The 23,664-nt window shown below is 34.1% G+C and carries 24 protein-coding genes; 17 read left to right on the top strand and 7 right to left on the bottom strand.

Annotation, left to right across the window (positions count from 1 at the left end; genetic code table 11):
* Positions 1-7: 7 nt before the first annotated feature.
* The 9 genes from FHY60_RS08715 (at position 8) to FHY60_RS08675 (ending at position 7,881) form a co-directional block, all read left to right on the top strand.
* Entirely contained in the window at positions 8-211 is a 204-nt protein-coding gene (locus tag FHY60_RS08715; protein ID WP_139904604.1) for a metallophosphoesterase, read from the top strand.
* 124 nt (positions 212-335) lie between these two features.
* Positions 336-1,046, top strand: coding sequence for a pseudouridine synthase (locus FHY60_RS08710; RefSeq protein WP_139904603.1), 711 nt, complete (start codon positions 336-338; stop codon positions 1,044-1,046).
* Between the two features lie 13 nt (positions 1,047-1,059).
* Positions 1,060-1,602 (top strand): tRNA 5-(aminomethyl)-2-thiouridylate-methyltransferase MnmM, encoded by a 543-nt coding sequence (gene mnmM, locus FHY60_RS08705; protein ID WP_139904602.1) that lies wholly within the window; start codon positions 1,060-1,062, stop codon positions 1,600-1,602.
* Between the two features lie 92 nt (positions 1,603-1,694).
* Positions 1,695-2,573: a MurR/RpiR family transcriptional regulator gene (locus tag FHY60_RS08700; protein WP_139906344.1), complete on the top strand. Its 879-nt coding sequence runs from the start codon at positions 1,695-1,697 to the stop codon at positions 2,571-2,573.
* Between the two features lie 76 nt (positions 2,574-2,649).
* Positions 2,650-3,882 carry a BaiN/RdsA family NAD(P)/FAD-dependent oxidoreductase gene (locus FHY60_RS08695; protein WP_139904601.1) on the top strand — a complete coding sequence of 411 codons (1,233 nt, stop codon included), beginning with the start codon at positions 2,650-2,652 and terminating at the stop codon, positions 3,880-3,882.
* Positions 3,883-3,946: 64 nt separating this feature from the next.
* The gene (gene cmk / locus FHY60_RS08690; protein WP_139904600.1) at positions 3,947-4,609 is read left to right on the top strand and encodes a (d)CMP kinase; all 663 of its coding nucleotides are present in this window, start codon (positions 3,947-3,949) and stop codon (positions 4,607-4,609) included.
* Positions 4,610-4,698: 89 nt separating this feature from the next.
* Positions 4,699-5,778, top strand: coding sequence for a 30S ribosomal protein S1 (rpsA, locus tag FHY60_RS08685; RefSeq protein WP_243122119.1), 1,080 nt, complete (start codon positions 4,699-4,701; stop codon positions 5,776-5,778).
* 132 nt (positions 5,779-5,910) lie between these two features.
* Entirely contained in the window at positions 5,911-6,981 is a 1,071-nt protein-coding gene (locus FHY60_RS08680) for a CotS family spore coat protein (RefSeq protein WP_139904599.1), read from the top strand.
* A gap of 24 nt (positions 6,982-7,005) precedes the next feature.
* Positions 7,006-7,881 carry a GNAT family N-acetyltransferase gene (locus FHY60_RS08675; RefSeq protein ID WP_163215900.1) on the top strand — a complete coding sequence of 292 codons (876 nt, stop codon included), beginning with the start codon at positions 7,006-7,008 and terminating at the stop codon, positions 7,879-7,881.
* 44 nt (positions 7,882-7,925) lie between these two features.
* Here FHY60_RS08675 and FHY60_RS08670 read toward each other — a convergent pair whose 3' ends face one another.
* Positions 7,926-9,119, bottom strand: coding sequence for a pyridoxal phosphate-dependent aminotransferase (locus tag FHY60_RS08670; protein WP_139904597.1), 1,194 nt, complete (start codon positions 9,117-9,119; stop codon positions 7,926-7,928).
* A 36-nt stretch (positions 9,120-9,155) separates the two neighbouring features.
* Positions 9,156-9,305 carry a hypothetical protein gene (locus tag FHY60_RS17860; RefSeq protein ID WP_163215898.1) on the bottom strand — a complete coding sequence of 50 codons (150 nt, stop codon included), beginning with the start codon at positions 9,303-9,305 and terminating at the stop codon, positions 9,156-9,158.
* A 258-nt stretch (positions 9,306-9,563) separates the two neighbouring features.
* Here FHY60_RS17860 and miaB point away from each other — a divergent pair, with 258 nt between their 5' ends.
* The 6 genes from miaB to FHY60_RS08640 all read left to right on the top strand — a co-directional run bounded on the left by miaB (position 9,564) and on the right by FHY60_RS08640 (position 18,115).
* Positions 9,564-10,895, top strand: coding sequence for a tRNA (N6-isopentenyl adenosine(37)-C2)-methylthiotransferase MiaB (gene miaB, locus FHY60_RS08665; protein WP_139904596.1), 1,332 nt, complete (start codon positions 9,564-9,566; stop codon positions 10,893-10,895).
* Between the two features lie 50 nt (positions 10,896-10,945).
* Entirely contained in the window at positions 10,946-13,585 is a 2,640-nt protein-coding gene (mutS, locus tag FHY60_RS08660) for a DNA mismatch repair protein MutS (RefSeq protein ID WP_139904595.1), read from the top strand.
* Between the two features lie 18 nt (positions 13,586-13,603).
* Positions 13,604-15,463 carry a DNA mismatch repair endonuclease MutL gene (mutL, locus tag FHY60_RS08655; protein WP_139904594.1) on the top strand — a complete coding sequence of 620 codons (1,860 nt, stop codon included), beginning with the start codon at positions 13,604-13,606 and terminating at the stop codon, positions 15,461-15,463.
* Between the two features lie 38 nt (positions 15,464-15,501).
* The gene (miaA, locus tag FHY60_RS08650; RefSeq protein ID WP_139904593.1) at positions 15,502-16,455 is read left to right on the top strand and encodes a tRNA (adenosine(37)-N6)-dimethylallyltransferase MiaA; all 954 of its coding nucleotides are present in this window, start codon (positions 15,502-15,504) and stop codon (positions 16,453-16,455) included.
* A gap of 74 nt (positions 16,456-16,529) precedes the next feature.
* Positions 16,530-16,781, top strand: a complete 252-nt coding sequence (gene hfq, locus FHY60_RS08645) for an RNA chaperone Hfq (RefSeq protein WP_139904592.1) — start codon at positions 16,530-16,532, stop codon at positions 16,779-16,781.
* 56 nt (positions 16,782-16,837) lie between these two features.
* Positions 16,838-18,115, top strand: a complete 1,278-nt coding sequence (locus FHY60_RS08640; protein ID WP_139904591.1) for a methionine gamma-lyase family protein — start codon at positions 16,838-16,840, stop codon at positions 18,113-18,115.
* Positions 18,116-18,143: 28 nt separating this feature from the next.
* Here the strand turns inward: FHY60_RS08640 and lexA are convergent, their stop codons facing one another.
* On the bottom strand, positions 18,144-18,752 hold the full coding sequence (gene lexA, locus FHY60_RS08635; RefSeq protein ID WP_139904590.1) for a transcriptional repressor LexA: 609 nt from the start codon (positions 18,750-18,752) through the stop codon (positions 18,144-18,146).
* Positions 18,753-18,926: 174 nt separating this feature from the next.
* Here lexA and FHY60_RS08630 point away from each other — a divergent pair, with 174 nt between their 5' ends.
* Complete coding sequence (locus FHY60_RS08630; protein ID WP_139904589.1) at positions 18,927-19,325, top strand: hypothetical protein; 399 nt, start codon at positions 18,927-18,929, stop codon at positions 19,323-19,325.
* 10 nt (positions 19,326-19,335) lie between these two features.
* Here FHY60_RS08630 and FHY60_RS08625 read toward each other — a convergent pair whose 3' ends face one another.
* The gene (locus FHY60_RS08625) at positions 19,336-20,292 is read right to left on the bottom strand and encodes a tyrosine recombinase XerC (protein ID WP_243122279.1); all 957 of its coding nucleotides are present in this window, start codon (positions 20,290-20,292) and stop codon (positions 19,336-19,338) included.
* A gap of 810 nt (positions 20,293-21,102) precedes the next feature.
* On the bottom strand, positions 21,103-22,533 hold the full coding sequence (purB, locus tag FHY60_RS08620; RefSeq protein ID WP_139904587.1) for an adenylosuccinate lyase: 1,431 nt from the start codon (positions 22,531-22,533) through the stop codon (positions 21,103-21,105).
* Positions 22,534-22,665: 132 nt separating this feature from the next.
* Here purB and FHY60_RS08615 point away from each other — a divergent pair, with 132 nt between their 5' ends.
* The gene (locus tag FHY60_RS08615; RefSeq protein WP_139904586.1) at positions 22,666-22,893 is read left to right on the top strand and encodes a DUF378 domain-containing protein; all 228 of its coding nucleotides are present in this window, start codon (positions 22,666-22,668) and stop codon (positions 22,891-22,893) included.
* Between the two features lie 33 nt (positions 22,894-22,926).
* On the opposite strand, the gene FHY60_RS08610 is transcribed toward FHY60_RS08615, so the two are convergent.
* The gene (locus tag FHY60_RS08610) at positions 22,927-23,187 is read right to left on the bottom strand and encodes an HPr family phosphocarrier protein (RefSeq protein WP_139904585.1); all 261 of its coding nucleotides are present in this window, start codon (positions 23,185-23,187) and stop codon (positions 22,927-22,929) included.
* Between the two features lie 10 nt (positions 23,188-23,197).
* Positions 23,198-23,656, bottom strand: a complete 459-nt coding sequence (locus FHY60_RS08605; protein WP_139904584.1) for a PTS sugar transporter subunit IIA — start codon at positions 23,654-23,656, stop codon at positions 23,198-23,200.
* Positions 23,657-23,664: the final 8 nt, after the last annotated feature.

The following is a 23,664-nucleotide window of genomic DNA, read 5'->3' as shown; positions in this document are numbered from 1 at the left end:
TAATAGCATGAAAATAGCGGTATTGTCAGATACTCACGTAAAACTAAACAATATTAATATTCTGATGGAATTCTTGAAAAAACTGCCCAAGGTTGATATGATAATCCATAGTGGAGATTTAATTTGTTATGAAGCTTTTGAGATACAATTTATATTAATCCTGGCTTACTTTTTTATAAAAGAAAGGAAAAATACTTCACCTATGTACTAGTAAACCTAGAAGAGAATGCCATTTCTGCTTTCTTTGTTTTTACAAAACAATAATTAATAAATATACAGACCCTTATGTAATGAACAGAAGTATAAACAAAATATATAAAAATTTGGTGATTTTAATGGAAGAGAGATTACAAAAATATATGGCTCACTGCGGAATTGCATCCCGCAGAAAATGTGAAGAACTTATCCTTGCGGGCAAAGTAACCGTAAATGGTGTTGTGATCACTGAATTAGGAACACGCATTGATCCAACTGGTGATAAAATTTATGTGGACGGTGTCCTAATTCAACCGGAAGAGCGAATGAGATACATAGCCTTGAATAAACCCGTTGGATATGTAACAACGGTAAAGGATGAAAAAAACAGACCTACTGTATTGGATTTAATTAAGGTAGAGGAGAGAATTTATCCTATAGGACGACTAGATTATAATACCTCAGGACTACTATTGCTGACAAATGATGGAGATGTATATAACAGAGTCATACATCCACGCAAGGCAATCAATAAGGTTTATGTAGCCTTGGTCCGTGGTTTAATAACTGAAGATAAAATTCAGCGCTTTAAGACCGGTATAGATATTGGAGACTATATAACCGCTCCTGCTTCTCTTGAAATCTTAAGTGTCAGCAAAAACAGCACTACTGTAAAAATAGTAATCCATGAGGGAAAAAACCGCCAAATAAGAAGAATGTGTGAGAAAATTGGTAATCCTGTACTTGAACTGAAAAGGGTGAAAGTAGGCAACATATCATTAGGTAATCTTCCCTTAGGCAAATGGCGTGAGCTCACTGCTGAAGAAATCAACTACTTAAAAAATTTATAGTTCGGGGGATATTATGTTTAGATATGTAAATGATGTTAGTAATATAGCTCAAAACATTATACAGAATTATTGTAGGAGCTACGATATAGCTATAGATGCTACTCTGGGAAATGGACATGACACAGACTTTTTGTCCTCACTTTTTAAGAGGGTATATTCTTTTGATATACAAAAACAATGCATTTTAAAATATAAAGATTATAATAGAGAAAATGTTGTTCTGATAAATGATTCTCATGAGAAAATACACCAGTATGTAAGAGAAGAAATTGATTGTGCCATGTATAATTTAGGCTTTCTTCCCGGAGGGGATAAAAATATAACTACAAACTACAAAAGTACTTTACTAAGCATTGAAGATTCACTTACGCTCTTAAAACCAAATGGACTTATAACCATTGCAATTTATACCGGTCATGACACCGGCAAGTTAGAAAAGAATCATTTGCTTCACTTTGTAAAAAACTTGCCCAAAAATACCTACGGCGTCCTTCATCACACCTTTCTTAATAGACATAACAACCCACCAGAACTGTTAGTTATAGAAAAGAAATGAAGGATTTTGACGGCTATATTGAATAATCTTTCAATTGATGGTAAAATGAATCTAGCCTTGCAAATGTTGAACTTAGGAGTGGATATCAGTTGATTGATAATGAAAAACAAGATTTAATGAGAATAATTCAGGTTAAATTTCCTAGATTGAGTAAAGGTCAAAAGCTCATAGCAGAATATATCTTAAAACATTACGACAAAGCCGCATTTATGACTGCAGCAAAGCTAGGAACTAGTGTAGGTGTAAGTGAATCCACTGTAGTAAGATTTGCCAACGAACTTGGATACAGCGGTTATCCAACCTTGCAAAAAGCTCTTCAGGAATTAATAAAGAACAAGCTTACCACTGTACAGAGAATCGAATTGTCAAACGACTTCATCAGTGAAGAGAACGCTCTTAAAGGTGTGCTTAAATCCGATATGGAGAACATTCGGGCCACTCTGGAAAAAATTAATCATAAAACCTTTGAAGATGTAGTAAAGAGTATCTTCGAGGCAAAAACAATTTACATAATTGGCTTAAGAAGCTCCACAGCTTTAGCTGAATTTTTAGGTTTCTACTTAAATATAATACTGGATAATGTGAAAGTAGTTGGGTATGGTATTAGTGATATATTTGAGCAGATGCTAAACGTATCAGAAGAAGATTTAGTTATAGGAATCGGTTTCCCAAGATACGCCAACAGAACTATCGAAGCTCTAACCTTTGCTCAAAGCAGGTCTGCAAAAGTTGTAGCAATTACTGACAGTTTACTATCTCCACTGGCAGCTCAAGCTGACTTTACGCTTATTGCCCAAAGTAATATGGCGTCCTTTGTGGACTCCTTGGTTGCTCCACTTAGTGTAATCAATGCATTAATTATTGCAGTGGGCTTAAGAGAAAAAGAAAAAATTTCTACTATTTTTACAAATCTTGAAGGCATCTGGGAAGAATATAATGTCTATACATATAAAAGCAAAGATGATAGATAGTACATTGAAGACCTAAAACAGGTCTTTTTTGTTGAACGGACAAAAAATTTCTAATGATACAAGAAGAGGTGATAAGTTGAAGACTACTGTTGTTATTGGAGGAGGACCTGCTGGCATGATGTCAGCTATAGAAGCCTCTAGAAGTACCAAGGTTATACTGTTAGAATCCAATGCTAAATTGGGAAAGAAACTTTTTATTACCGGAAAAGGCAGATGTAATATCACAAATGCCAAGGACATTAATGATTTTTTTGATTTTATTCCCGGAAATCCTGCTTTTTTATATAGTGCACTCTACAGCTTTACAAACGAAAATACCATGGACTTTTTTGAGAAAGCAGGTGTTAAGCTAAAGGTGGAAAGAGGGGGTAGGGTCTTTCCTGAATCCGATAAATCCTCAGATATTTTAAACGCCTTTAACAGTGAATTATCCAAGAGAAATGTGGAAGTAAGGCTAAATTCCAAGGTTACAAAGATTTTAAAAGTAGGCAATAAAATATCCTGCGTTGTTTTAGAAAACGGCGAAAAAGTTTACGGAGATTATTTTATTCTTTGTACCGGTGGCAAATCATATCCGCTAACAGGTTCCACCGGGGATGGGTACACTTTCTCAGCATCACTTGGCCATAAAATTGTTCCGCTGCGTCCTTCCTTAGTTCCAATAGAAGTTGAAGAAGCATGGGTTAAGGAACTGCAGGGACTATCACTGAAAAATGTTGAATTTAAAATATACGAAAATAATAAATGTATTTTTAGAGACTTTGGAGAAATGCTTTTTACCCACTTTGGTGTATCCGGTCCAATTGTTTTGAGCGGCAGCAGAAAGGTTAAAGACAATGCAAATCAGTATGCCTCAATAGATCTAAAACCCGCCTTATCCGAAGATGAACTAGATAAGCGTATACAAAAGGACTTTGAACAATTCAAAAATAAGGACATAAAAAATGCATTAAATGAATTATTGCCGCAAAAAATCATTAATAGAATAATAATTGTCTCCGGTATTCCTGATGATAAAAAGGTTCATTCAATAACAAGACAGGAAAGAAAATGCCTAGTACATGCAATAAAAGACTTCAGACTTCAAATAAAGGGTTTAAGGCCTATAGCTGAAGCCATCGTTACAGCCGGGGGAGTGGATACTAAGGAAATAGATCCATCTACAATGAATTCAAAAATAATAAGCAATTTATACTTTGCCGGTGAAGTAATAGATGTAGATGCTTATACAGGTGGCTACAACATACAAATTGCACTGTCCACCGGTTATTTGGCTGGCAAAGCTATTTGTGAGAAAGAAAAATTGTAGTTTAAGAGGATTTTGTAAATATTTATAGAATAATATATAAAATACAAAAGAAAGGCGGTTTTTTATGAGAATTTCTATAGCAATTGACGGACCTGCCGGAGCAGGAAAAAGTACTATTGCGAAAAAAATAGCTAAAGAGCTAGGTATAATGTACATAAATACCGGGCTGATGTATAGAGCTGTTACTTTAAAAGCTATAGAGGAGAATATTTCTCCTGATAATATAGAAGCCTTAAGCATGTTGGTAGATAGAATGGATATGTATTTTGAAAATGATGATCTCATAGTGGATGGGCAAAATATTACTTCCAAGTTAACTACTGCAGAGGTAAGCAAACATGTGGCCTCTTACGCATCAATAGCGGAATTAAGAGAACGATTAGTAGTCCTGCAACGTAATCTGGCAAGTAAATTTGACATTATCATGGATGGCAGAGATATAGGTACAGTGGTATTAAAAAATGCTGCCTTTAAATTTTATCTTACTGCTACTCCAGAGGAAAGAGCCAATCGAAGATATAAAGAGCTTCTAAGTAAGAGTGCAGTTTGTTCTTATGAAGAGATTTTAAAGGATATTATAGATAGAGACTACATAGACATGAACAGGTCGGTTAACCCTTTGACAAAAGCAGAGGATGCCATCGAGATTGATACCACTTCCTTAAGTATAGATGAGATTGTAAAAACTATACTGGATTATATAAAAAAGGACTTGAACAACTTATAAGATTGAATGCAAAATAAAAAGAAAATTCAATTTAGGATTAATGCAGGTGCATCTGTACCTGTTTAGTTAATAAAGGAGGCATTATAAAAATGAAAGAGGAAAATGTTAAGGATTTCAACGAACAGTTAGCTTATATGGATCAATTCGATAAGCAAATTGTTGTTGGGGAAGTAGTTAAGGGAGAAGTAATTTCTGTAAACGAAAAGGAGGCCTTTTTAAACATAGGATATAAAGCTGACGCTATATTGCCAGCTGCTGAGGTTACGTTTGAATCAGTTCCAAATCTTAAGGATATCATTAAAGTTGGGGACATAGTTGAAGCAAAAGTAATTAGCAGAAGAAACGAAGATGGATATGTGGTTTTATCAAAAATCGAGTTAGAAAGAGGTTCAGCCTACAATTACATAAAAGAGGCTTTCAATGAAAAGAAGCCTGTATCTATAACTGTTAAAGAGGCAGTTAAAGGCGGCTTGGTAGCTACATATAAGGGAATAAGAATCTTCATACCTGCATCTCATATAGAGCTATATCACGTGGAAAATTTAAATGATTATGTAGGAAAGACCTTTGACATTCAAATCGTTGAATTTAACGAGTCAAAAAGAAATACTCGTATAATAGGATCTAGAAGAGACTTATTAAAAGCTGAAAAAGATAAATTTGAAGAAGAGGTCTTCAATAAGCTTGAAAAAGATATGATTGTAGAAGGTGAAGTTCAGAGAATAACTTCCTTCGGAGCCTTTGTTGACGTAATGGGTGTGGACGGTTTACTTCACGTTTCAGAACTTTCATGGGGTAGAGTTTCAAAGGTTACTGACGTATTAAAGGTTGGCGATGTTATAAAAGTTAAGATACTTGACATCAACAAGGAAACCAAAAAGATTTCCCTAAGTCAAAAAGCTCTCAGCAGTGATCCATGGAGCAATGTGGAGGTAAAATATCCTGTTGATTCTGTAGTTTTAGGTAAGGTTGTTCGTTTTGCAGACTTCGGCGCGTTTGTTGAGTTGGAACCTGGTGTTGATGCCTTGGTACACATCTCCGAAATCAGCCATAAAAGAATAAATAAGCCTTCAGAAGCATTGGAAATTGGTCAACAAGTTAAGGCTAAAATTATTGACGTAGACATAGAAAACAAGAAAATTGGCTTGAGCATCAAAGCTGTAGAGTAAAATTTTTGAAGCGTGTGAATACACGCTTCAATTCTTATTTATAACCAGACTGCCCAATAGCATTTTTATTTTAAGCGAATTATTTCAGTTTTTTATTAATATAATAAAGTAGCAATAAATAGGGGGAATTCTATGTCCGTTATCAACCATAACGGTGAACTCATAACGATTAAAGAACTGGTTATGATTGAAAGAGTTCTGCATCATTACGGTATTGAGGTAATCAGTGTTTCTAAATACCGTCATGTATACAAGGTACAAAGCAGTGTGGGTAATCTCTGTGTACGTAAAGTTAGTCATGGTAGAAAAAAGGTCTTAAACAGCTTCAAACTTGCTGAAGCATTAAAAAAGAATGGCTTTCACAATATTCAAAAGTATTATAAAACCCTCAAAGATGATTGCTACGTAAAATACGGAAAATATATTGTCTATGTAACTGAGTGGGTTGAAGGTGACGAGTGTAATTTTAATGATATTAAAGAAGCTGAAAAATGCTGTGAACTTTTGGCCCAATTCCATAAAAGTTGCATTGATATCGATTCCTATGACATAAATATTAAGAACAGCTCAAAAAACTTGCCAAAGATGTTTTATGAAAGTCTGATTGACTTAGAACGATTTAAAGAAATTATTAAACATAAAGTAATTCAAAATCAATTTGATTATATTTACAATGATCATATTGATGCCTTATACACTAGAGGTGTTACAGCTCTCTCAATATTAAATAATTGTAACTATTATAACCTGACTAAAAACGCCTTGGTTACAAAATCAATTGCTCATGGCAGTTTTTATAGGAAGAATATAATAAAAAGTGGAACAGGCTACTTTATAATCACTTTAAACTCAGTTAACATTGATTTGCCAATTATCGATTTGGCAAAATTACTTAGAAGGTTACTACCTAAAAGCGAGTTTGCTTGGGACTTCAAGAAAGCTCTTAATCTTCTCAATCATTACTCTATTTATAGACCAATTGAAATTCCTGAACTTGAAATACTACTTGCATTTCTCATCTTTCCATATAAGTTTTGGAAATTAGGCTATAAACGATATAAAAAACATAAAGGCTTTAACGAAGTAAAATATTTAAAAAGGCTGCAAAAATTACTGGCATATTCTGAACAGGAAAATAAGTTTATCGATGATTTTATGAGGTATATTAATAATTTAATTGCCATTAATCAAAATTCTAAATAAACTTTATATTTAATGAGGTATGTTATGTTTAAAACAGAGAGACTGCGAATTAAAAATTTAAATGAGTTCGCAGATTTAAACAGTAAAAGGCGTGAATTTAATTCTTTAAATGAGGAATACTTTAAATACTATAACAAGTCTAATTTTATTGGCAGATATCAGCTAAGAAAACAAGTGTGTCTACTAAGGTACGGTAATAAACTCGTTGGTTACCTTTGGCATTCAAAAATAGACTCAGGAGCAAATGCTTACTTAATTAATTCTCTTTATGTTGACAAGAACTATATGGATATAAATTGCTCTGAGTTATTAAAAGACTTTAAGGCCGGAAGTGTCTTGTACTTTGACGGTAAGTTAAGCGAGGAAGCTTCAAACTTACTATCGAGATTTGGTTTCGAAGAAAAAAGCACCACCTTTGAACTTAAACTCACATTAAATTCAAAACGTCATGAACCCTTAATTGATAATTTAAACTTTGTGACCTTTAAAAAGGGACGTCATGAAAAAATAAGATGTGATATTCAAAATAGCGTTTTTTTTAATTTTGAAAGACAGCCTTTAACTATTCAGGATATATTGGCAGATGAGATGCAGGATTATTATGTAAATGATTGGTGCATATTCATCAAGTACAATAACGACTATGCGGGGTATGGACAAATAATTATGCATAACTTTACCCCACTGATTGTCAACTTTGGAATCAAAAAAGAATACCAAAGAAGGGGGTTTGGTCAATTACTTTTAACCCATCTTTTAAATATACTTATTGATTGTGGATATAATGAAGTTAAAATCAAGGTAAATGCTGATAACACCCCAGCATACGAGTTATACAAAAAATGTGGTTTTAAACTCTTTGATCAATACAAAACATGGACAACATTAATAAAAACCTAAAGTAGCCAGCTTTTTTACTACTTTAGGTTTTATATTTGGGGATTCTAGGTTCTTTTTGAAAATTCCATTAAGGCCTTCTTAAGAATATTAATAGCTCTTATTAAAGCATCTGACTCAAGGCAGTAGGATATTCTAATTTCATCTTTGCCAAGGTTTGGTGTCAAATAAAAGCCCTCTGCAGGTGCTACCATGACAGTTTCATTATCAAGACTATATTCCGACAGCATCCATTTAGAAAATTCCTCAGCATCCTCTACAGGTAATTTAGCAATTATATAAAAGGCACCTTCCGGTTTCTTACACTCTACTCCAGGAATCTTTATTAGTTCTTCATATAAAACATCTCTTCTATGAGTGTACTCATTTCTTACGTTTACAAAATACTCCGGTGGAGTATTAATCAAGTTAGCCGCACCAAATTGTTCTAGAGTTGGAGAGCTTAGTCTCAGTTGGCACATTTTCAATATTTCGTTATTAAATTCTGGATTTTTGGAAGCAGTAAGTCCCACTCTTGCTCCACAAGCGCTGTACCGTTTGGATATACTGTCTATCAATATGGCCCTATCTTTAATTTCATCATATTCTAATATGGAAGTATGCTTTAATCCATCATATACAAACTCCCTATATACCTCATCAGATATAATATAGAGATTGTATTCCTTTGCTATACCGGCAAGCATTGTCACTTCTTCTTTAGTATATACCACACCGGTTGGATTACCTGGGTTTGAAAAGATGATAGCCTTTGTTTTTGGAGTTATAAGTTCCGTAATCACTTCTTTATGTGGCAAGTGAAAACCATTTCTTCTCAGTGTTGTAAAAGTCCTTACTTCTACACCACAAGCTGCTGCGATACTTCTATAATTTGTATAGAATGGCTCAGGTATTATTATATTATCTCCTATATCACAGACAGCCATAAGGGTGAACAATATGGCTTCGCTGCCACCATTTGTGACCATAATTTCCTTTGGGTCAAGATCAAAATTAAGCTTTTTATAGTATAAACTGAAGGATTCCAATAAGATTTTTTCACCATTGGAATTTGAATACTGTAGTACCTTTTCTTTAAACTTATCCACACCATAAAAAAATGTTTGAGGTGTTTCAATATCAGGCTGTCCTATATTGAGGTGATATATTTTCACACCTTTTTTGCGTGCTATTTCTGCATATGGAGTTAATTTTCTAATAGGTGAAAACAAAACTTTTTTTATTCGGTTAGAAACTTCCATAATGAACCCCCTTTTTGGTTTCCAGCTGCTAACAGTCTATTCTATGCCGATACTTTCATTGGGGACATAACCAGTTTTAGTATTTAGTAATGTCTCTGCTCTGACTCTATCAAAGTATCCTCTATCATAAATAGTCTCATACAGTGTTGAATCTTCATTTTCTTCTTCTTTTTTTGCATCGTACATTAAAAACACCTCCTGTACTTTAATTTTCTCACTTATGTTTTATTTTATTCTTATACTACAAAATACATATTTAAATTAAGGTTGCCACATTTCTTATTAAAACTTCTTTCAAATTGCAATTAAATTTTATATAATAAACTATGTAGATTTATGCATATAAGTTTAAAAAAACATCAATGAAAAATTTATCCTGTTTTATTTTGCGCTTTTATTGCAACTTATGTGAAAACCACTAGATTTTATAGAAGGAGAATTGCCATGCTAAACAATAAGACTTTGAGTTACTATATAGAAACTTGGGGATGTCAGATGAATGAGGAAGACTCAGAAAAACTATCCGGGATGTTAAAGAATATCGGCTGCATACGAACAGAAGTAAAGGAACAAGCTGATATAATCATATTCAATACCTGTGCAGTTAGAGAAAATGCTGAATTAAAAGTTTTCGGTAACTTGGGTGCTTTGAAGAAACTTAAGGAAGAGCGGCCGGACCTTATAATAGCACTATGTGGTTGTATGATGCAGCAAAAGGATATGTCTGAAACCATAATAAAGAAGTATCCTTTTGTAGACATAATATTTGGAACCCACAATTCCTATAAGTTCCCTGAATACCTGAACCGGGTTAGACAAGAGGGAAAATCCGTTATTGAAATCTTTGATAAAGAAGAGGGTATAGTTGAAGGAATACCTGTAGATAGAAAGAGTGACATAAAGGCCTTTGTAACCATTATGTATGGCTGCAATAATTTCTGTACTTATTGTGTGGTTCCCTATGTAAGAGGAAGAGAGAGAAGTAGAAAACCAGTGGAAATTATCAGGGAGATAAAGTCCTTGGTAGCTTTAGGCTACAAGGAGATTACTCTCCTAGGCCAAAACGTAAACTCCTATGGTAAGGGTTTAGAGGAAGATGTTGACTTCGCTAAGCTTTTAAGAATGGTCAACGAAATAGAAGGTCTTGAGAGAATAAGATTCATGACTTCACATCCAAAGGATTTAAGCTTGGATGTAATATATGCCATAAGAGACTGCGAAAAGATCTGTAATCAAATTCACTTACCGGTTCAAAGCGGTTCATCGGCTATACTTAAGAAGATGAACAGGTCTTATGACAGAGAACAATATCTTGAGCTTGTAAGAACCATCAAAAGGGAGATTCCTGATGTAGCGCTTACAACAGATATCATTGTAGGTTTCCCTGGAGAAACCGAAGAAGACTTTGAAGACACATTAAACCTTGTTAAAGAAGTTGAATATGATTCTGCCTTTACCTTCATATATTCAAGAAGAAAATATACTCCGGCTGATAAAATGGAAGAACAGATTGATGATAAAGTAAAGCATGATCGTTTCAATAGGCTTATTGAAGTGGTTAATGAAATCAGTGCTAAGATAAATAAAAGCTATCAGGATAAAGTTGTGAAAGTTCTTGTGGAAGGTAAAAGTAAAAATGATGAAACAAAGCTTATGGGCAGAACTACTACAGGTAAGCTTGTAAATTTTGTAGGTCCTGAGGATTCTATCGGAAATGTAATTGATGTTAAGATTACTAAGGCTTTAACCTTTTCACTAAACGGTGAAGCAATATAAATTGTGATAAAGGCTCTTAACAGAGCCTTTGATATCAGGAGGGAATAATTGTGGCACTAACTCCCATGATGCAGCAATACTTACAAATAAAAGAGAAGAATAAAGATTGTATATTATTTTTTCGATTGGGAGATTTCTATGAAATGTTCTTTGAGGATGCACAAATAGCCTCAAGAGAGTTAGAACTTGTTCTAACCGGCCGTGATTGTGGCTTGGAAGAGCGAGCTCCTATGTGTGGCATTCCTTATCATGCTGCAAATAATTATATAAGCAGACTTGTAGCAAAAGGGTATAAAATTGCTATATGTGAACAGCTGGAAGACCCAGCCCTGGCCAAAGGTATCGTAAAGAGGGATATAACAAAAATAATTACCCCTGGTACTTTTACTGATTCTGCTTTTTTGGAAGACAATAAAAATAACTATATACTTAGTATATTCTTAGACCAAGTTACTGATATATGCGGCTTATGTTTTTCAGATCTATCTACGGGAGAATTCTATGCAACATCCTTTAATATGGTTTACTCGTTAATTATAGATGAAATATATAAGTTTTCACCTAGAGAAATGTTAGTGGAGACCACCTTGGATTTAAGTCCCTTGAATGACATCATTGATAAGTTAGATATAACTGTTACCACTAAAGACAGCAGCTATTTTACTGAAGGTGCTTATAAAAACTTATCACATCAGTTTCCGGCTTTAGATATAAACAATTATGATAAGGCTACTGTCTATTCGGCTAACAGCCTACTTAACTATATCTTTGAAACCCAAAAGATTTCACTATCCAACATCAATACCATAGATTATTATGAAGTGTTGGATTATATGAATATGGATATTAACTCCAGGCGAAATCTTGAACTCACTGAGAATATCAGAGATAAGTCTAAAAAAGACTCCCTTTTATGGATACTAGATAAAACTAATACAGCTATGGGGAGCAGAATGCTCAGAAAATGGATAGAACTGCCCCTGATAAACGAGGAGGCGATCAATCAACGCTTAGATGCTGTGGAGACCATAAAAGAGGATTACAGTATGCTGTCTGAGCTTAAAGATAAACTTAAAAATGTTTACGATATGGAAAGAATTTGCGGAAAGGTTTCTTCCCAAAGTGTAAATGCCAAAGAAATGCTGTCACTGAAACATTCTATAAAAAATATTCCTGAAATTAAGCAAATGCTTGCTGTAACCACAAATCCACTGCTTAATTTAATGGAAAAAAATATGGATGCACTGGAAGACATATATGAGCTTTTAGACAGGGCTATTGCCGATAACCCGCCCCTTACAATAAAAGAAGGAAATATAATAAAAGAAGGCTATGACAGTGAAATAGATACTCTGAGAAAAGCCAAAGCCCACGGTAAGGAATGGATTGCAGCCCTAGAAAATCAGGAAAGGGAAGTAACCGGAATTAAGTCACTTAAGGTAGGTTATAATAAAGTATTCGGCTACTATATTGAGATAAGCAAAGCAAATTATGCTTCTATCCCTGATGGAAGATATATCAGAAAGCAAACCCTATCCAATGCTGAAAGGTTTGTAACTCAAGAGCTTAAGGAAATGGAAGAAAAGATCCTTGGAGCAGAGGAAAAGCTCTACACTCTTGAGTATTCTGTATTTATTAATATAAGAAACATCGTAGAACAAAATATTGACAGATTAAAGAAGACTGCAAGATTAATTTCTCAGCTTGATTGCCTTGTATCTTTAGCCGAGGTAGCACTGCAAAACAATTACAATAAACCCATTATAAAAAAAGATGGTTGTATTAGGATTGTAGAGGGAAGACATCCTGTCATCGAAAAAGTAATTAAGGAAGGCACCTTTATCAGTAATGATTCCTACCTTGATAATGAGGATAATCAAATGTTACTTATAACCGGGCCTAATATGGCTGGTAAGTCTACATATATGAGGCAGATAGCCCTTATTACTCTTATGGCCCAGATCGGCAGCTTTGTGCCTGCCAAGAGTGCAGAAGTAAGCATCTGTGATCGTATTTTTACCCGAATAGGAGCCTCTGACGACCTATCCTCGGGGAAAAGTACCTTTATGGTGGAAATGTCTGAGGTAGCCAATATTTTAGCTCATGCTACCAAGGATAGCTTAGTGCTGTTAGATGAAGTAGGAAGAGGTACCAGTACTTACGATGGCCTAAGTATCGCTTGGTCTGTAATTGAGTATATCTGCAACAAGTTGAGATCTAAGACATTGTTTGCAACCCATTATCATGAATTAACCCATTTGGAAGACAAGATAAAAGGTGTTAAAAACTACTGTGTATCAGTAAAGGAAATAGGCAATGAAATTGTGTTTTTAAGAAAGATAATCCCCGGCGGAGCAGATCAGTCCTATGGTATAGAGGTGGCTAAACTTGCAGGACTTCCCGAGATGGTAATTCAACGATCAAAGGAGATTCTAGCAGATTTGGAAAGTGAGAATAAGGTTGAAACAGCTCATATCAAAGAAGCAGCAATAACCATGAGCAGTGATGTTCACAGCAAACCTAAAGTACCCCAAAAGGCTCCTAAAAAGGAATCCCGGCAGTTAAATTTCATGGACTTGGAAAAAGATATTTTTATTGAGGAAATCAGTTCAATAGATATACTGAACATAACCCCAATGGAAGCCTTCAACAAACTCTATGAAATAGTAAAAAAATCAAAAAGCATATAGCTTCGCAGGTGATTATAAATGAAGAGAATTTCGGTTTTAAGTGAAGATACCAGCAATAAAATAGCTGCGGGAGAGGTTGTAGAAAAACCTTTCTCCGTAGTTAAAGAACTAGTTGAAAACAGTATCGATGCCGGTGCTAAAAATATAAGCATCGAAATAGAAGAAGGCGGGCAAAAGAGAATATCCATAATGGATGACGGTCAAGGAATTCATCCTGAGGACATTACAAAGGCTTTTTTACCTCATGCCACCAGCAAAATTAACAAAATAGATGATATATACAGGATCAATACCTTTGGCTTTAGAGGTGAGGCTCTGGCCAGTATAGCCTCTGTATCAAAGGTAAAATTAAAGAGTAGAACAGAAGAGTTTGATATTGGAAGGGAAATTGAGATCAACGGAGGCTATGTGGAAAGCATAAAGGATGCAGGAAGTAATATAGGTACTTTTATTGAGGTGAGGGACTTATTTTATAACGTGCCTGCAAGGCTGAAATTTTTAAAGTCCACCTCTAAGGAAACATCATCAATTTCTGATATAATAAGCCGTATTGCTCTCTGCAATAACAATATTGCTTTTAAACTTATTAACAACGGCAAAAAAGTATTTCAAACCTATGGTAACGGAAATTTAAAGGATGTAATCAGAATTATATATGGTAAAAATACAGTGGATAATCTTATATACTTTGAAGGTCATACAGATACTGCCAGCGTATTCGGTTACGTCGGTAACCAGGAGTTAAGCAGAGGAAGCCGTAATAATCAATCCATATTTGTCAACCGAAGGTATATAAAAAATAAACTTATAACAGCTGCTGTTGAGAATGCAATGAAATCTTTTTTGACCATAAACAAATTTCCGTTTTTTATCCTCTTCCTGGATATTTATCCTGAATTAATTGATGTTAATGTACACCCTACAAAGGCTGAGATTAAGTTCAATGATGATAGGTCAATTTTCAAATTGGTTTTTGACAGTGTTCATAAAGGTGTGGGTGAAGCCCTTAAGGATACCTTTATGACTGATATTGAGGAAGCAAAGGAATATATACCTAAGGCTACTACTGTAGAAGAAAAATCCGAGCCTTTATACTTTCATAATTTGATTTTTCCAAATGAAAAAAGTACTCCTGAGGTTTCTATCAGCAGTCTGCCCATAGATCTATCAGGAGAACCTAACAGCAGAATAGAGCATTATCAGGAAAAGGATACCATAAATACAGATATTAGGGTAAATTTAACTGAGAAGTCAATTGGTGCACGTAACATAAACCCTCAACCTGAGGTCTATGCTAAACTGCCCACATTAAAATATATAGGTACCTTTTATAATACCTATATTATTTGTGAACTAGGAGACGAATTATATCTCATTGACCAACACGCAGCTCATGAAAGAATTTTATTTGAAAGATATAGGTCTGACATAAAAAAGGGGACAGTTGTCAGTCAAATATCACTGACACCACTTGTGTTAGAACTATCCTTAGAAGACTATGTATTGTTTAATGAATATAAGGAAATATTTATTAATGCAGGTTTCCATATTGAAGATTTTGGAGATAATACTATAACAATAAGAGAAATACCCTACATTTTAGGAAAACTTGACGGTAAATGTTTCCTGTTGCAAATGCTTGATAACATAAGGAACTTCGGCACTGCCAGCACCATTGATGTAAAGTATGATAACATTGCGCGTATGGCTTGTAAAGCAGCAGTTAAAGCTCATGATAAACTATCACAGGCAGAGATTGAAAAGTTACTGGAAGACTTAAAGTATTGTGAAAATCCTTATAACTGTCCACACGGAAGGCCAACTATAATAAAAATGAGTCTTTATGAAATTGAGAAAAGATTTAAAAGAATACAATAAATCATAATTAATATTATGTTAACTATTAGGAGAATAATATGAAGGATAAACTCATAATAATAGGTGGACCTACTGCTGTAGGAAAAACTTTGATTTCTATTAAACTAGCAAAATATTTAAATGCTGAAATCATCTCAGCTGACTCTATGCAAATATATAAACACATGGATATAGGCTCAGCAAAAATTTCACCGTCAGAAATGTCCGGCGTTCCTCACCATATGATAGATATTGCGGAACCATGGGAAAGCTTTAGCGTAGCTCAATTTAAAGAGATGGCGCTGGAACATATAAAAAATATTTACTCTAAGAATAAGCTGCCAATGCTTGTGGGTGGGACTGGACTATATATTGATTCTATAGTTTGCAATTATAACTTTACAGAGGCTGACAAAGACGAAAGCTACAGAGCCTATCTGGAAGACCTAGCGGCCAGTGAAGGTAATGAATATGTTTTTAAGCTGCTTCAAAATGCAGACCCGGAAACTGCCTCTAAATTACATGCCAATAACTTAAAAAGAGTAATCAGAGCTCTTGAAGTCTATAAATTAACGGGTAAACCCTTTAGTTCTTATGTCATAGAAGAGCAGAAAAAGTTTGATATACCGTTCAAACTCTATTACTATGTTTTAAATATGAACAGAGATATTTTATATGACAGAATCAATAAGAGAGTTGATCAAATGATGTCCAGCGGACTATTGGAGGAGGTTAAGAAGTTAAAAGAAATGGGTTGCACAGCAGATATGCAGGCCATGAAGGGTATAGGTTATAAGGAGCTTCTATATCATCTAGACGGAAAAATGACTTTGAATGAGGCTATTGAGGCTATAAAAAAAGGTAGTAGAAATTATGCTAAAAGGCAGTTGACATGGTTTCGAAAAGATCCAAGGATAAAGTGGATAGAAAAAGAAAATTTTACTTCTGATGATGACATTGTTGAATATATATTAAATGATATAAACTCAAAAAATACTGTGAATAAAAACTAATTTTACTCTAAATAAAGGATTTTTTATTTCTTTATCGAATAAAATATTAAGAGAATTTTGGAGGGTGAGATGCAATGAACAAATCAACAAACAACTTACAGGATATATTTTTAAATGGTGCTAGAAAAAATAAAATACCAGTAACAATATATCTTACAAATGGTTTTCAACTAAAGGGCATAGTAAAGGGATTCGACAGTTTTACCGTTGTATTAGACTGTGATGGCAAACAGATGATGATATATAAGCATGCTATATCTACAATAACTCCATTGAAGGTTATTTTATTCAATAATCAAAATGATGATGAAGGTATTGAAGAATAGGCAAATTTGCCTATTCTTTTTTTATGTGATAATATGATTAACTGGAGGGTGGTAAAATGAATTTACATATGAAAAATTTTCTAAAGCTTAAATACAAAATAGGAGATAGAGTACTTGAGTTTATGGATGCTGCAGAAAGGGATGTTGCTGATCAATTTAAGTACTACGATGAAGTAAGGGAGTATAACCAAGCAAAGGTGCTGTCTGCTTTTCAAGCAGAAAGAATCAGCGATTCGCACTTTACAAACAGCACCGGATATGGCTATGGGGACATTGGTAGAGATGCATTAGATAAGGTTTATGCAAGAATCTTCAACTGTGAAAGTGCCTTAGTAAGGCCTCATTTTGTCAACGGAACTCATGCTATCGGTGCAGCCCTATTTGGCAACCTACGTCCCGGAGATACTATGCTGTCTATCTGCGGCAAGCCCTACGATACACTTCACAACATAATAGGTATAAGCGGCAAAGAAAACATAGGCTCATTAAAAGAATATGGAATCAATTATAAGCAAATCGATCTAATAGATGGAGATTTTAATTTTGATGAAATCAAAATAGAATTAACTGAAGATAAAACCATAAAGCTAGTACATATTCAAAGGTCAACTGGTTATGGTTGGAGAAAATCTCTTAGAATTAGTGCAATTGAAAAAATAATCAGTTTTGTTAAGTCTATTAGAAATGATGTTATTTGTTTCGTAGATAATTGCTACGGGGAATTTGTTGAAGTTAAAGAACCAACAGAGGTTGGCGCTGACTTAGTTTGCGGGTCTTTAATAAAGAATATAGGCGGTGGTATTGCTCCAACCGGTGGTTATATTGCCGGCAAAAGCGTATATGTAGAACAAGCCTCTTACAGGTTGACCATTCCGGGAATAGGAGGGGAGTGCGGCTCTACTTTTGGCGTGATGAGATTACTGTTCCAAGGATTGTTCCTAGCTCCACATACATCAATTGAAGCTGTAAAAGGTGCCGTGTTATGTGCAAGAATAATGGAACTTGCAGGTTTTGAAGTTCTGCCAGGATATAATGACATAAGAACTGATATAATACAGGCAATAAAGTTCAATGACAAAGATAAATTGATCAAATTCTGCAAGGGGATACAGAAGGGATCACCCATAGATTCTTTTGTAGAATGCGAGCCTTGGGATATGCCAGGATATAACGATCAAGTAATAATGGCTGCCGGAGCCTTTGTTCAGGGTGCTTCCATAGAACTATCTGCTGATGCACCTATCAGACCACCATATATTGCTTATCTGCAGGGCGGATTAACATTGGACCATGTTAAAATAGGTGTTATGATAGCACTCAATAATATAATATAGAAGAAAAAGCTGCATTGCTGCAGCTTTTTTAATATGCTCTATATAAACCTACCAACTTACCAAGTATCTTGCAATCTTTCACTATAATAGGACTCATAGTTTTATTTTCAGGCTGTAATCTTATGTGATCCTTTTCTTTAAAAAATCTTTTTATTGTAGCTTCATTTTCTATGAGAGCCACTACAATTTCACCATTTCTAACAGCTTCAGTTTTTTCTATTATGGCCATATCACCATCGAGTATACCGGCTTCAATCATACTTTCGCCTTTTACATTCAGTATAAATAGGTCATTTTGATTTTTTATATAGCTTAGGGGAATGCTGAAGGTATCTTCTATATTTTCTACTGCAAGAATAGGTGCACCAGCAGTAACTTTACCGACAACAGGAATATCAATCATTTCACGTTTACGATGAGCGAACTCAACAATTTCTAATGCTCTAGGTTTGCTAGGATCTCTTTTTATTAAACCCTTTTTCTCCAATCTCTTTAGATGTCCGTGTACTGTAGATGTAGAGCTTAAACCTACAGCATCACATATTTCTCTAACTGCCGGTGGATATCCTTTTTCTTCAGTATGTTTTTTAACAAATTCGTATACTTCTCTTTGCTTTGTACTTAAGTTTTCAAACATTTTAATAACACCTCTCAATCATATAAATTATACCATATAGTATCGAAAATATCAAACTTATGTTCTATCTAATAATAATTGACATATATTATAATTTTTATACACGGTTGAAAAAAAATATTTGATTTAATATAATATAGGGTGACCATAGAACATAAGTATAGGAGGCACTAAATGTCAAAATCTTGCATATTCACACTGAACAAAATCTGCGATAACTGCGGGGCCTGTAACATCTGTGACCTGAATTCAAAAAAGATCTGCAATAACTGCGGTAAATGCCTAGAGACTGCAAACAATGATTATAAAGAAGTTATTATCGATGAAATTGATGATATAAATATCTCTGACAACAACTTTTATGTACATAATAATGACTTAACAATAGAAAACTTAGAAAAATGGGAACTGGGGGAGGACGATACAAGTTACGAAGACGAACTAGATATAGAATATATAGATGATGTTGAAGGTCTAAGGGAACTGTTGGATACCCCTGAAAACGACACATTGGAAGAAGTTTTCCCCGGCTTTTATACCATAAAGAGAGATAAAAAAGATTGCATCCATTGATGCAATCTTTTTATTCAATTTCATTTAACGGATTTAGATTTACTGCCTCCCTGAGCTTTTCGTCATCAACATGGGTGTATATCTGGGTAGTAGAAATATTTTCATGGCCCAAAATCTTTTGAAGACTTCTGATATCTACATTACCATGCTTGTACATAAGAGTCGCTGCTGTATGACGAAGTTTATGAGGGGTATACTTAGTACTGTCTAATCCAGCAGCTGCTATGTATTTTTCAATTACCAGCTCAACATTTCGTTTGCTGATCCTTCTTTTTCTTTCGCTGATAAAAAGCGCATCTTTATGAGCATCTAATATTTCCATACTGTTTCTCTCAGGCAGATAGTCTTCAATAGCCCTTATGCAAGCTTTATTCAAATAGACAGTTCGCTCCTTATTGCCTTTACCTACTACCGATAAAATATCTCCCTTTATTTTTGAAATATCTATGCTGCACAATTCAGATAGACGCAAGCCACAATTTAAAAAAAGGGTAATAATGCAAAAATCTCGCTTCGAATGCCTGTAGGTGTCATCTACAGCTTCCAAGAGCTCTTTACTTTCGCTTAGAGTTAAATAAATTGGATTTCTTTTATCCGTTTTAGGCGTTTCAAGGTCCGCTGCAGGGTTTTCTTCCAATATTTTTGTCCTCGTATAAAGATATCTGAAAAAAGATTTTAACGAGGCAACTTTTCTGGCTCTGGCATAGGCACTGTTACCTCTGTTTTTTTCTACATAGGAAAGATATGCATATAAATCTGTAAGTTTAATTGTCTTTATGAAAGCATCATCTATATCATCAATAGGAATATCTGCAAATTCCATATCACCTGGGCATTTTCGTCTGTACAACTGCATGAACTTAAAGAAAATAGTTAAATCAATCTTGTAGCCTTCTACAGTATTAGGAGATTTTGCTTTAATTACTTCTAGATAATTTAAAAATTCCCTTAACCTTTCAGGAAGCAAATAGTATTCGCTAAAAGGCGAAAGGGTACTAGCCGCAGGCTTTGTCTTTTTTACAGTTTTTTCACTTTTAGCCGGAGTGCTTATATTTTTCACAACCAATTCTTTAGTTAACCCCATATCTTTTAATATTCTTTGTATTTGTCTTATACTTACATTATATACTTCTGCCAAATATGAAGTTGAGTATCCACTTCTATATAGTTTATATATATCTTCTATAATAGGATAAAAAGACTTACTTTGAAACTCTGATTTTAATTTTATTAATAATTTCTCATCCTCATCTGTAAGCTTAAAATTGCTTATTATATTTTTATCTTGCACGCTGTATAAGACCGCATCATAATTTTTACTCATTTGGCAATTCACCTCTGTTATATTATACCACTTTATATGTCGCTTGTCCACATTATTGCGCTAAATATACATTTAGCGCATAATATTTTAAGCGTCATTTACCATATATTAACATATTGTTCGTATAATCCTTATGTTGTTACTTGGATTCAGATATCTAACATATTTATGCTAACTTTAGCTTTGCATTCATAATGAAAATTTAATATTTAGACACCAACTTTCCGACATTTTTTATTAAATTTTTACTTGGCGTTTCAATTGAAATTATATCTTAAATATTTGGCTTTTATCTTAAAATTTTTACCCTATTTTTGATGCATAAATATACCATTATTTGTAAATCACATCCTGTTAGCAAAACTGGGTATATTTACCATATTGATAAAAATACAAAAGCTGCTCATTCGCAATTTCGAACAGCAGCTTTATAATATTTATATACAAAATATACTAAACGTTAATTTCAGCTTTCGCACCAAGATATTCAGCATTTTCATTCAATATAGGTTCAACAACCTCTTCTATAAACTGAACTACTTGTCCCGGCGCTCTTCCAACAAACTTTTTTGGATTTACAATACTTAAGATTTCTTCCTTGGACATTCCAAAAGCAGGGTCATCTATGATTCTTTCAATGAGATAGTTATTTAATCCTTCTTCCTTGACCCTCTTAGCAGCTTCCATAGAATGTACTCTTATCCTTTCATGGAGCTCTTGACGATCTTTTCCTCGTTTAACAGCTTCCATCAGAATATTTTCTGTGGCCATAAAAGGAAGTTCGTTATTTACATGGGCTTCAATTACTTTTTCATATACCACAAGATTTTCACTCACATTAAGATACAAATCTAAGACTCCATCTAAAGCAAGAAAAGCTTCAGCTACGGATAATCTCTTATTTGCAGAATCATCTAAAGTCCTTTCAAACCATTGCGTAGAAGCAGTTATAGCTGGATTCAAGGCGTCTACTATAATATATCTAGCCAAGGCTCCAATCCTTTCAGATCTCATAGGATTTCTCTTGTAGGCCATAGCAGAAGATCCAACTTGATTTTTTTCAAAAGGCTCTTCCATTTCCTTCATACTCTGGAGCAATCTCATGTCATTACTAAATTTATAGGCGCTCTGTGCTATCTCTGAAAGCGTATTAAGCACAATAGAATCCACTTTTCTTGTATATGTCTGTCCAGTAACCGCAAAAGTCTCTTCAAAGCCCATTTTATCTGCAACAAGTTTATCTAATGCCTTCACTTTTTCCTCATCGTCATTAAAGAGATTCATAAAACTAGCCTGTGTTCCAGTAGTCCCCTTAGCTCCTCTTAATTTTAATTTGCTGATGACAAAATCCAGATTCTCTAAGTCTATTACAAGATCCTGAATCCATAAACATGCTCTCTTACCTACAGTGGTCAATTGAGCAGGCTGAAGATGTGTAAAACCCAAGGTAGGTAAGTCCTTATATTTTTCTGCAAATTTTGATAGCAAGGAAATTATATTGATTAATTTCTTTCTTATAATATATAAAGCTTCTCTCATTATTATTATGTCAGTGTTATCTCCAACATAACAACTTGTAGCGCCAAGATGGATTATACCTTTAGCTGCGGGGCACTGCAATCCATATGCATATACATGACTCATAACATCATGTCTAATTTCTTTTTCTTTCATTTCCGCATCTTCATAGTTTATATTATCCATATTACTTCGAAGTTCGTTGATTTGCTCCTCTGTAATATTAAGTCCCAGTTCCTTTTCACTTTCAGCAAGAGCCACCCACAACTTTCTCCAAGTTTTAAATTTCATATCATCAGAAAAAAGGTAACTCATTTCTTTTGAAGCATATCTAGAGTTAAGTGGTGTACTATATAAATTTCTCATCCCTCGTCTCCTTTTATTTCATCAAATATTTTTCCCATAGGTATTATACCATAATTTATTAATTACATTAGTTATATTTATGTAAAATCTTAATATAATTTACTGTAAAAAGATATTCTTAGGGGGAATACCATGTATAAATTGAGTCTGTTAGACAAAATTTCAATCATTCTAGTCATAATTGGGGCTTTGAATTGGGGGCTGATCGGTATCGCAAACTTTAATTTCGTTGCTCAACTCACTTCTATTCTTGGAGAAATTTCATCCATTGTTGAAAGAATTATTTACATATTGGTTGGATTAGCAGGTCTAAACTTAGCTTTCCTCATATATAAGAGCAAAAATCAAAGATTCTCATAGAAGATTAAAAGAGGGGACTCATGTCACCCTCTTTTAATCTTCTAGTGAATTTATCAGTTTAACCAACTCTTCAACTGCGTGAGTTTCATCATCTCCAGAGGCTGTTATAATAATGTTAGAATTTTTTGATACACCTAAAGATAACACACCTATAAGACTTTTAACGTTTGCTTTTTTTCCATTATGTTCAATTGTAATATCAGATTTAAAGGATGAAGCCTTTTTTACCAGTAAAGTAGCTGGTCTTGCATGTAACCCGGTTGAGCTTTTAACTATTACTTCTCTACTTACCATTTTAACCCTCCTATTTTAAGTTTACAGTCATAAACACTTCTTTTGCCTTTGTGCTCCTGTAATTAATGTCTATGCTTTCAATAATTTCAGAATTTGTTATTACTAAAGGTGTTATAGTTGAAGCTTGCATTTCAACGAATTCTCTGTCGAAATATAAGATCTTATCTCCTGCTTTTACTTTTTCACCAACCTTTACATAAGAAGCAAATCCTTTACCCTCCAGTTTTACAGAGTCAATACCGACATGTATTAATATTTGCAGACCTTCCGCTGTTTTAATTCCAACAGCATGCTTTGCATCATATACAAGCACCACTTCACCATCTACCGGAGAATAAACAAAATTATCCTGAGGTTTTATAGCGGCACCTTCGCCCATTATTTTCTTGTTGAAAAGATAATCATTTACTTCTGTTAATGCTACGACTTTACCCGTTATAGGTAAAAGTAGATCAATTTGTTTTCCCATCTATTAAT

Source organism: Clostridium thermarum (assembly GCF_006351925.1).
Classification (GTDB): domain Bacteria; phylum Bacillota; class Clostridia; order Clostridiales; family Clostridiaceae; genus Clostridium_AU; species Clostridium_AU thermarum.
This window is presented reverse-complemented; position numbering and strand designations above follow the sequence as displayed.

Coding starts and splice junctions, on each gene's coding strand:
- mnmM (WP_139904602.1), top strand. CDS start 1,060: ATGTTTAGATATGTAAATGATGTTAGTAATATAGCTCAAAACATTATA.
- FHY60_RS08675 (WP_163215900.1), top strand. CDS start 7,006: ATGTTTAAAACAGAGAGACTGCGAATTAAAAATTTAAATGAGTTCGCA.
- FHY60_RS08640 (WP_139904591.1), top strand. CDS start 16,838: ATGAATTTACATATGAAAAATTTTCTAAAGCTTAAATACAAAATAGGA.
- FHY60_RS08680 (WP_139904599.1), top strand. CDS start 5,911: ATGTCCGTTATCAACCATAACGGTGAACTCATAACGATTAAAGAACTG.
- FHY60_RS08630 (WP_139904589.1), top strand. CDS start 18,927: ATGTCAAAATCTTGCATATTCACACTGAACAAAATCTGCGATAACTGC.
- hfq (WP_139904592.1), top strand. CDS start 16,530: ATGAACAAATCAACAAACAACTTACAGGATATATTTTTAAATGGTGCT.
- FHY60_RS08610 (WP_139904585.1), bottom strand. CDS start 23,187: ATGGTAAGTAGAGAAGTAATAGTTAAAAGCTCAACCGGGTTACATGCA.
- purB (WP_139904587.1), bottom strand. CDS start 22,533: ATGAGAAATTTATATAGTACACCACTTAACTCTAGATATGCTTCAAAA.
- FHY60_RS17860 (WP_163215898.1), bottom strand. CDS start 9,305: ATGTACGATGCAAAAAAAGAAGAAGAAAATGAAGATTCAACACTGTAT.
- miaA (WP_139904593.1), top strand. CDS start 15,502: ATGAAGGATAAACTCATAATAATAGGTGGACCTACTGCTGTAGGAAAA.
- miaB (WP_139904596.1), top strand. CDS start 9,564: ATGCTAAACAATAAGACTTTGAGTTACTATATAGAAACTTGGGGATGT.
- mutL (WP_139904594.1), top strand. CDS start 13,604: ATGAAGAGAATTTCGGTTTTAAGTGAAGATACCAGCAATAAAATAGCT.
- FHY60_RS08710 (WP_139904603.1), top strand. CDS start 336: ATGGAAGAGAGATTACAAAAATATATGGCTCACTGCGGAATTGCATCC.
- FHY60_RS08605 (WP_139904584.1), bottom strand. CDS start 23,656: ATGGGAAAACAAATTGATCTACTTTTACCTATAACGGGTAAAGTCGTA.
- rpsA (WP_243122119.1), top strand. CDS start 4,699: ATGAAAGAGGAAAATGTTAAGGATTTCAACGAACAGTTAGCTTATATG.
- FHY60_RS08670 (WP_139904597.1), bottom strand. CDS start 9,119: ATGGAAGTTTCTAACCGAATAAAAAAAGTTTTGTTTTCACCTATTAGA.
- cmk (WP_139904600.1), top strand. CDS start 3,947: ATGAGAATTTCTATAGCAATTGACGGACCTGCCGGAGCAGGAAAAAGT.
- FHY60_RS08615 (WP_139904586.1), top strand. CDS start 22,666: ATGTATAAATTGAGTCTGTTAGACAAAATTTCAATCATTCTAGTCATA.
- lexA (WP_139904590.1), bottom strand. CDS start 18,752: ATGTTTGAAAACTTAAGTACAAAGCAAAGAGAAGTATACGAATTTGTT.
- FHY60_RS08715 (WP_139904604.1), top strand. CDS start 8: ATGAAAATAGCGGTATTGTCAGATACTCACGTAAAACTAAACAATATT.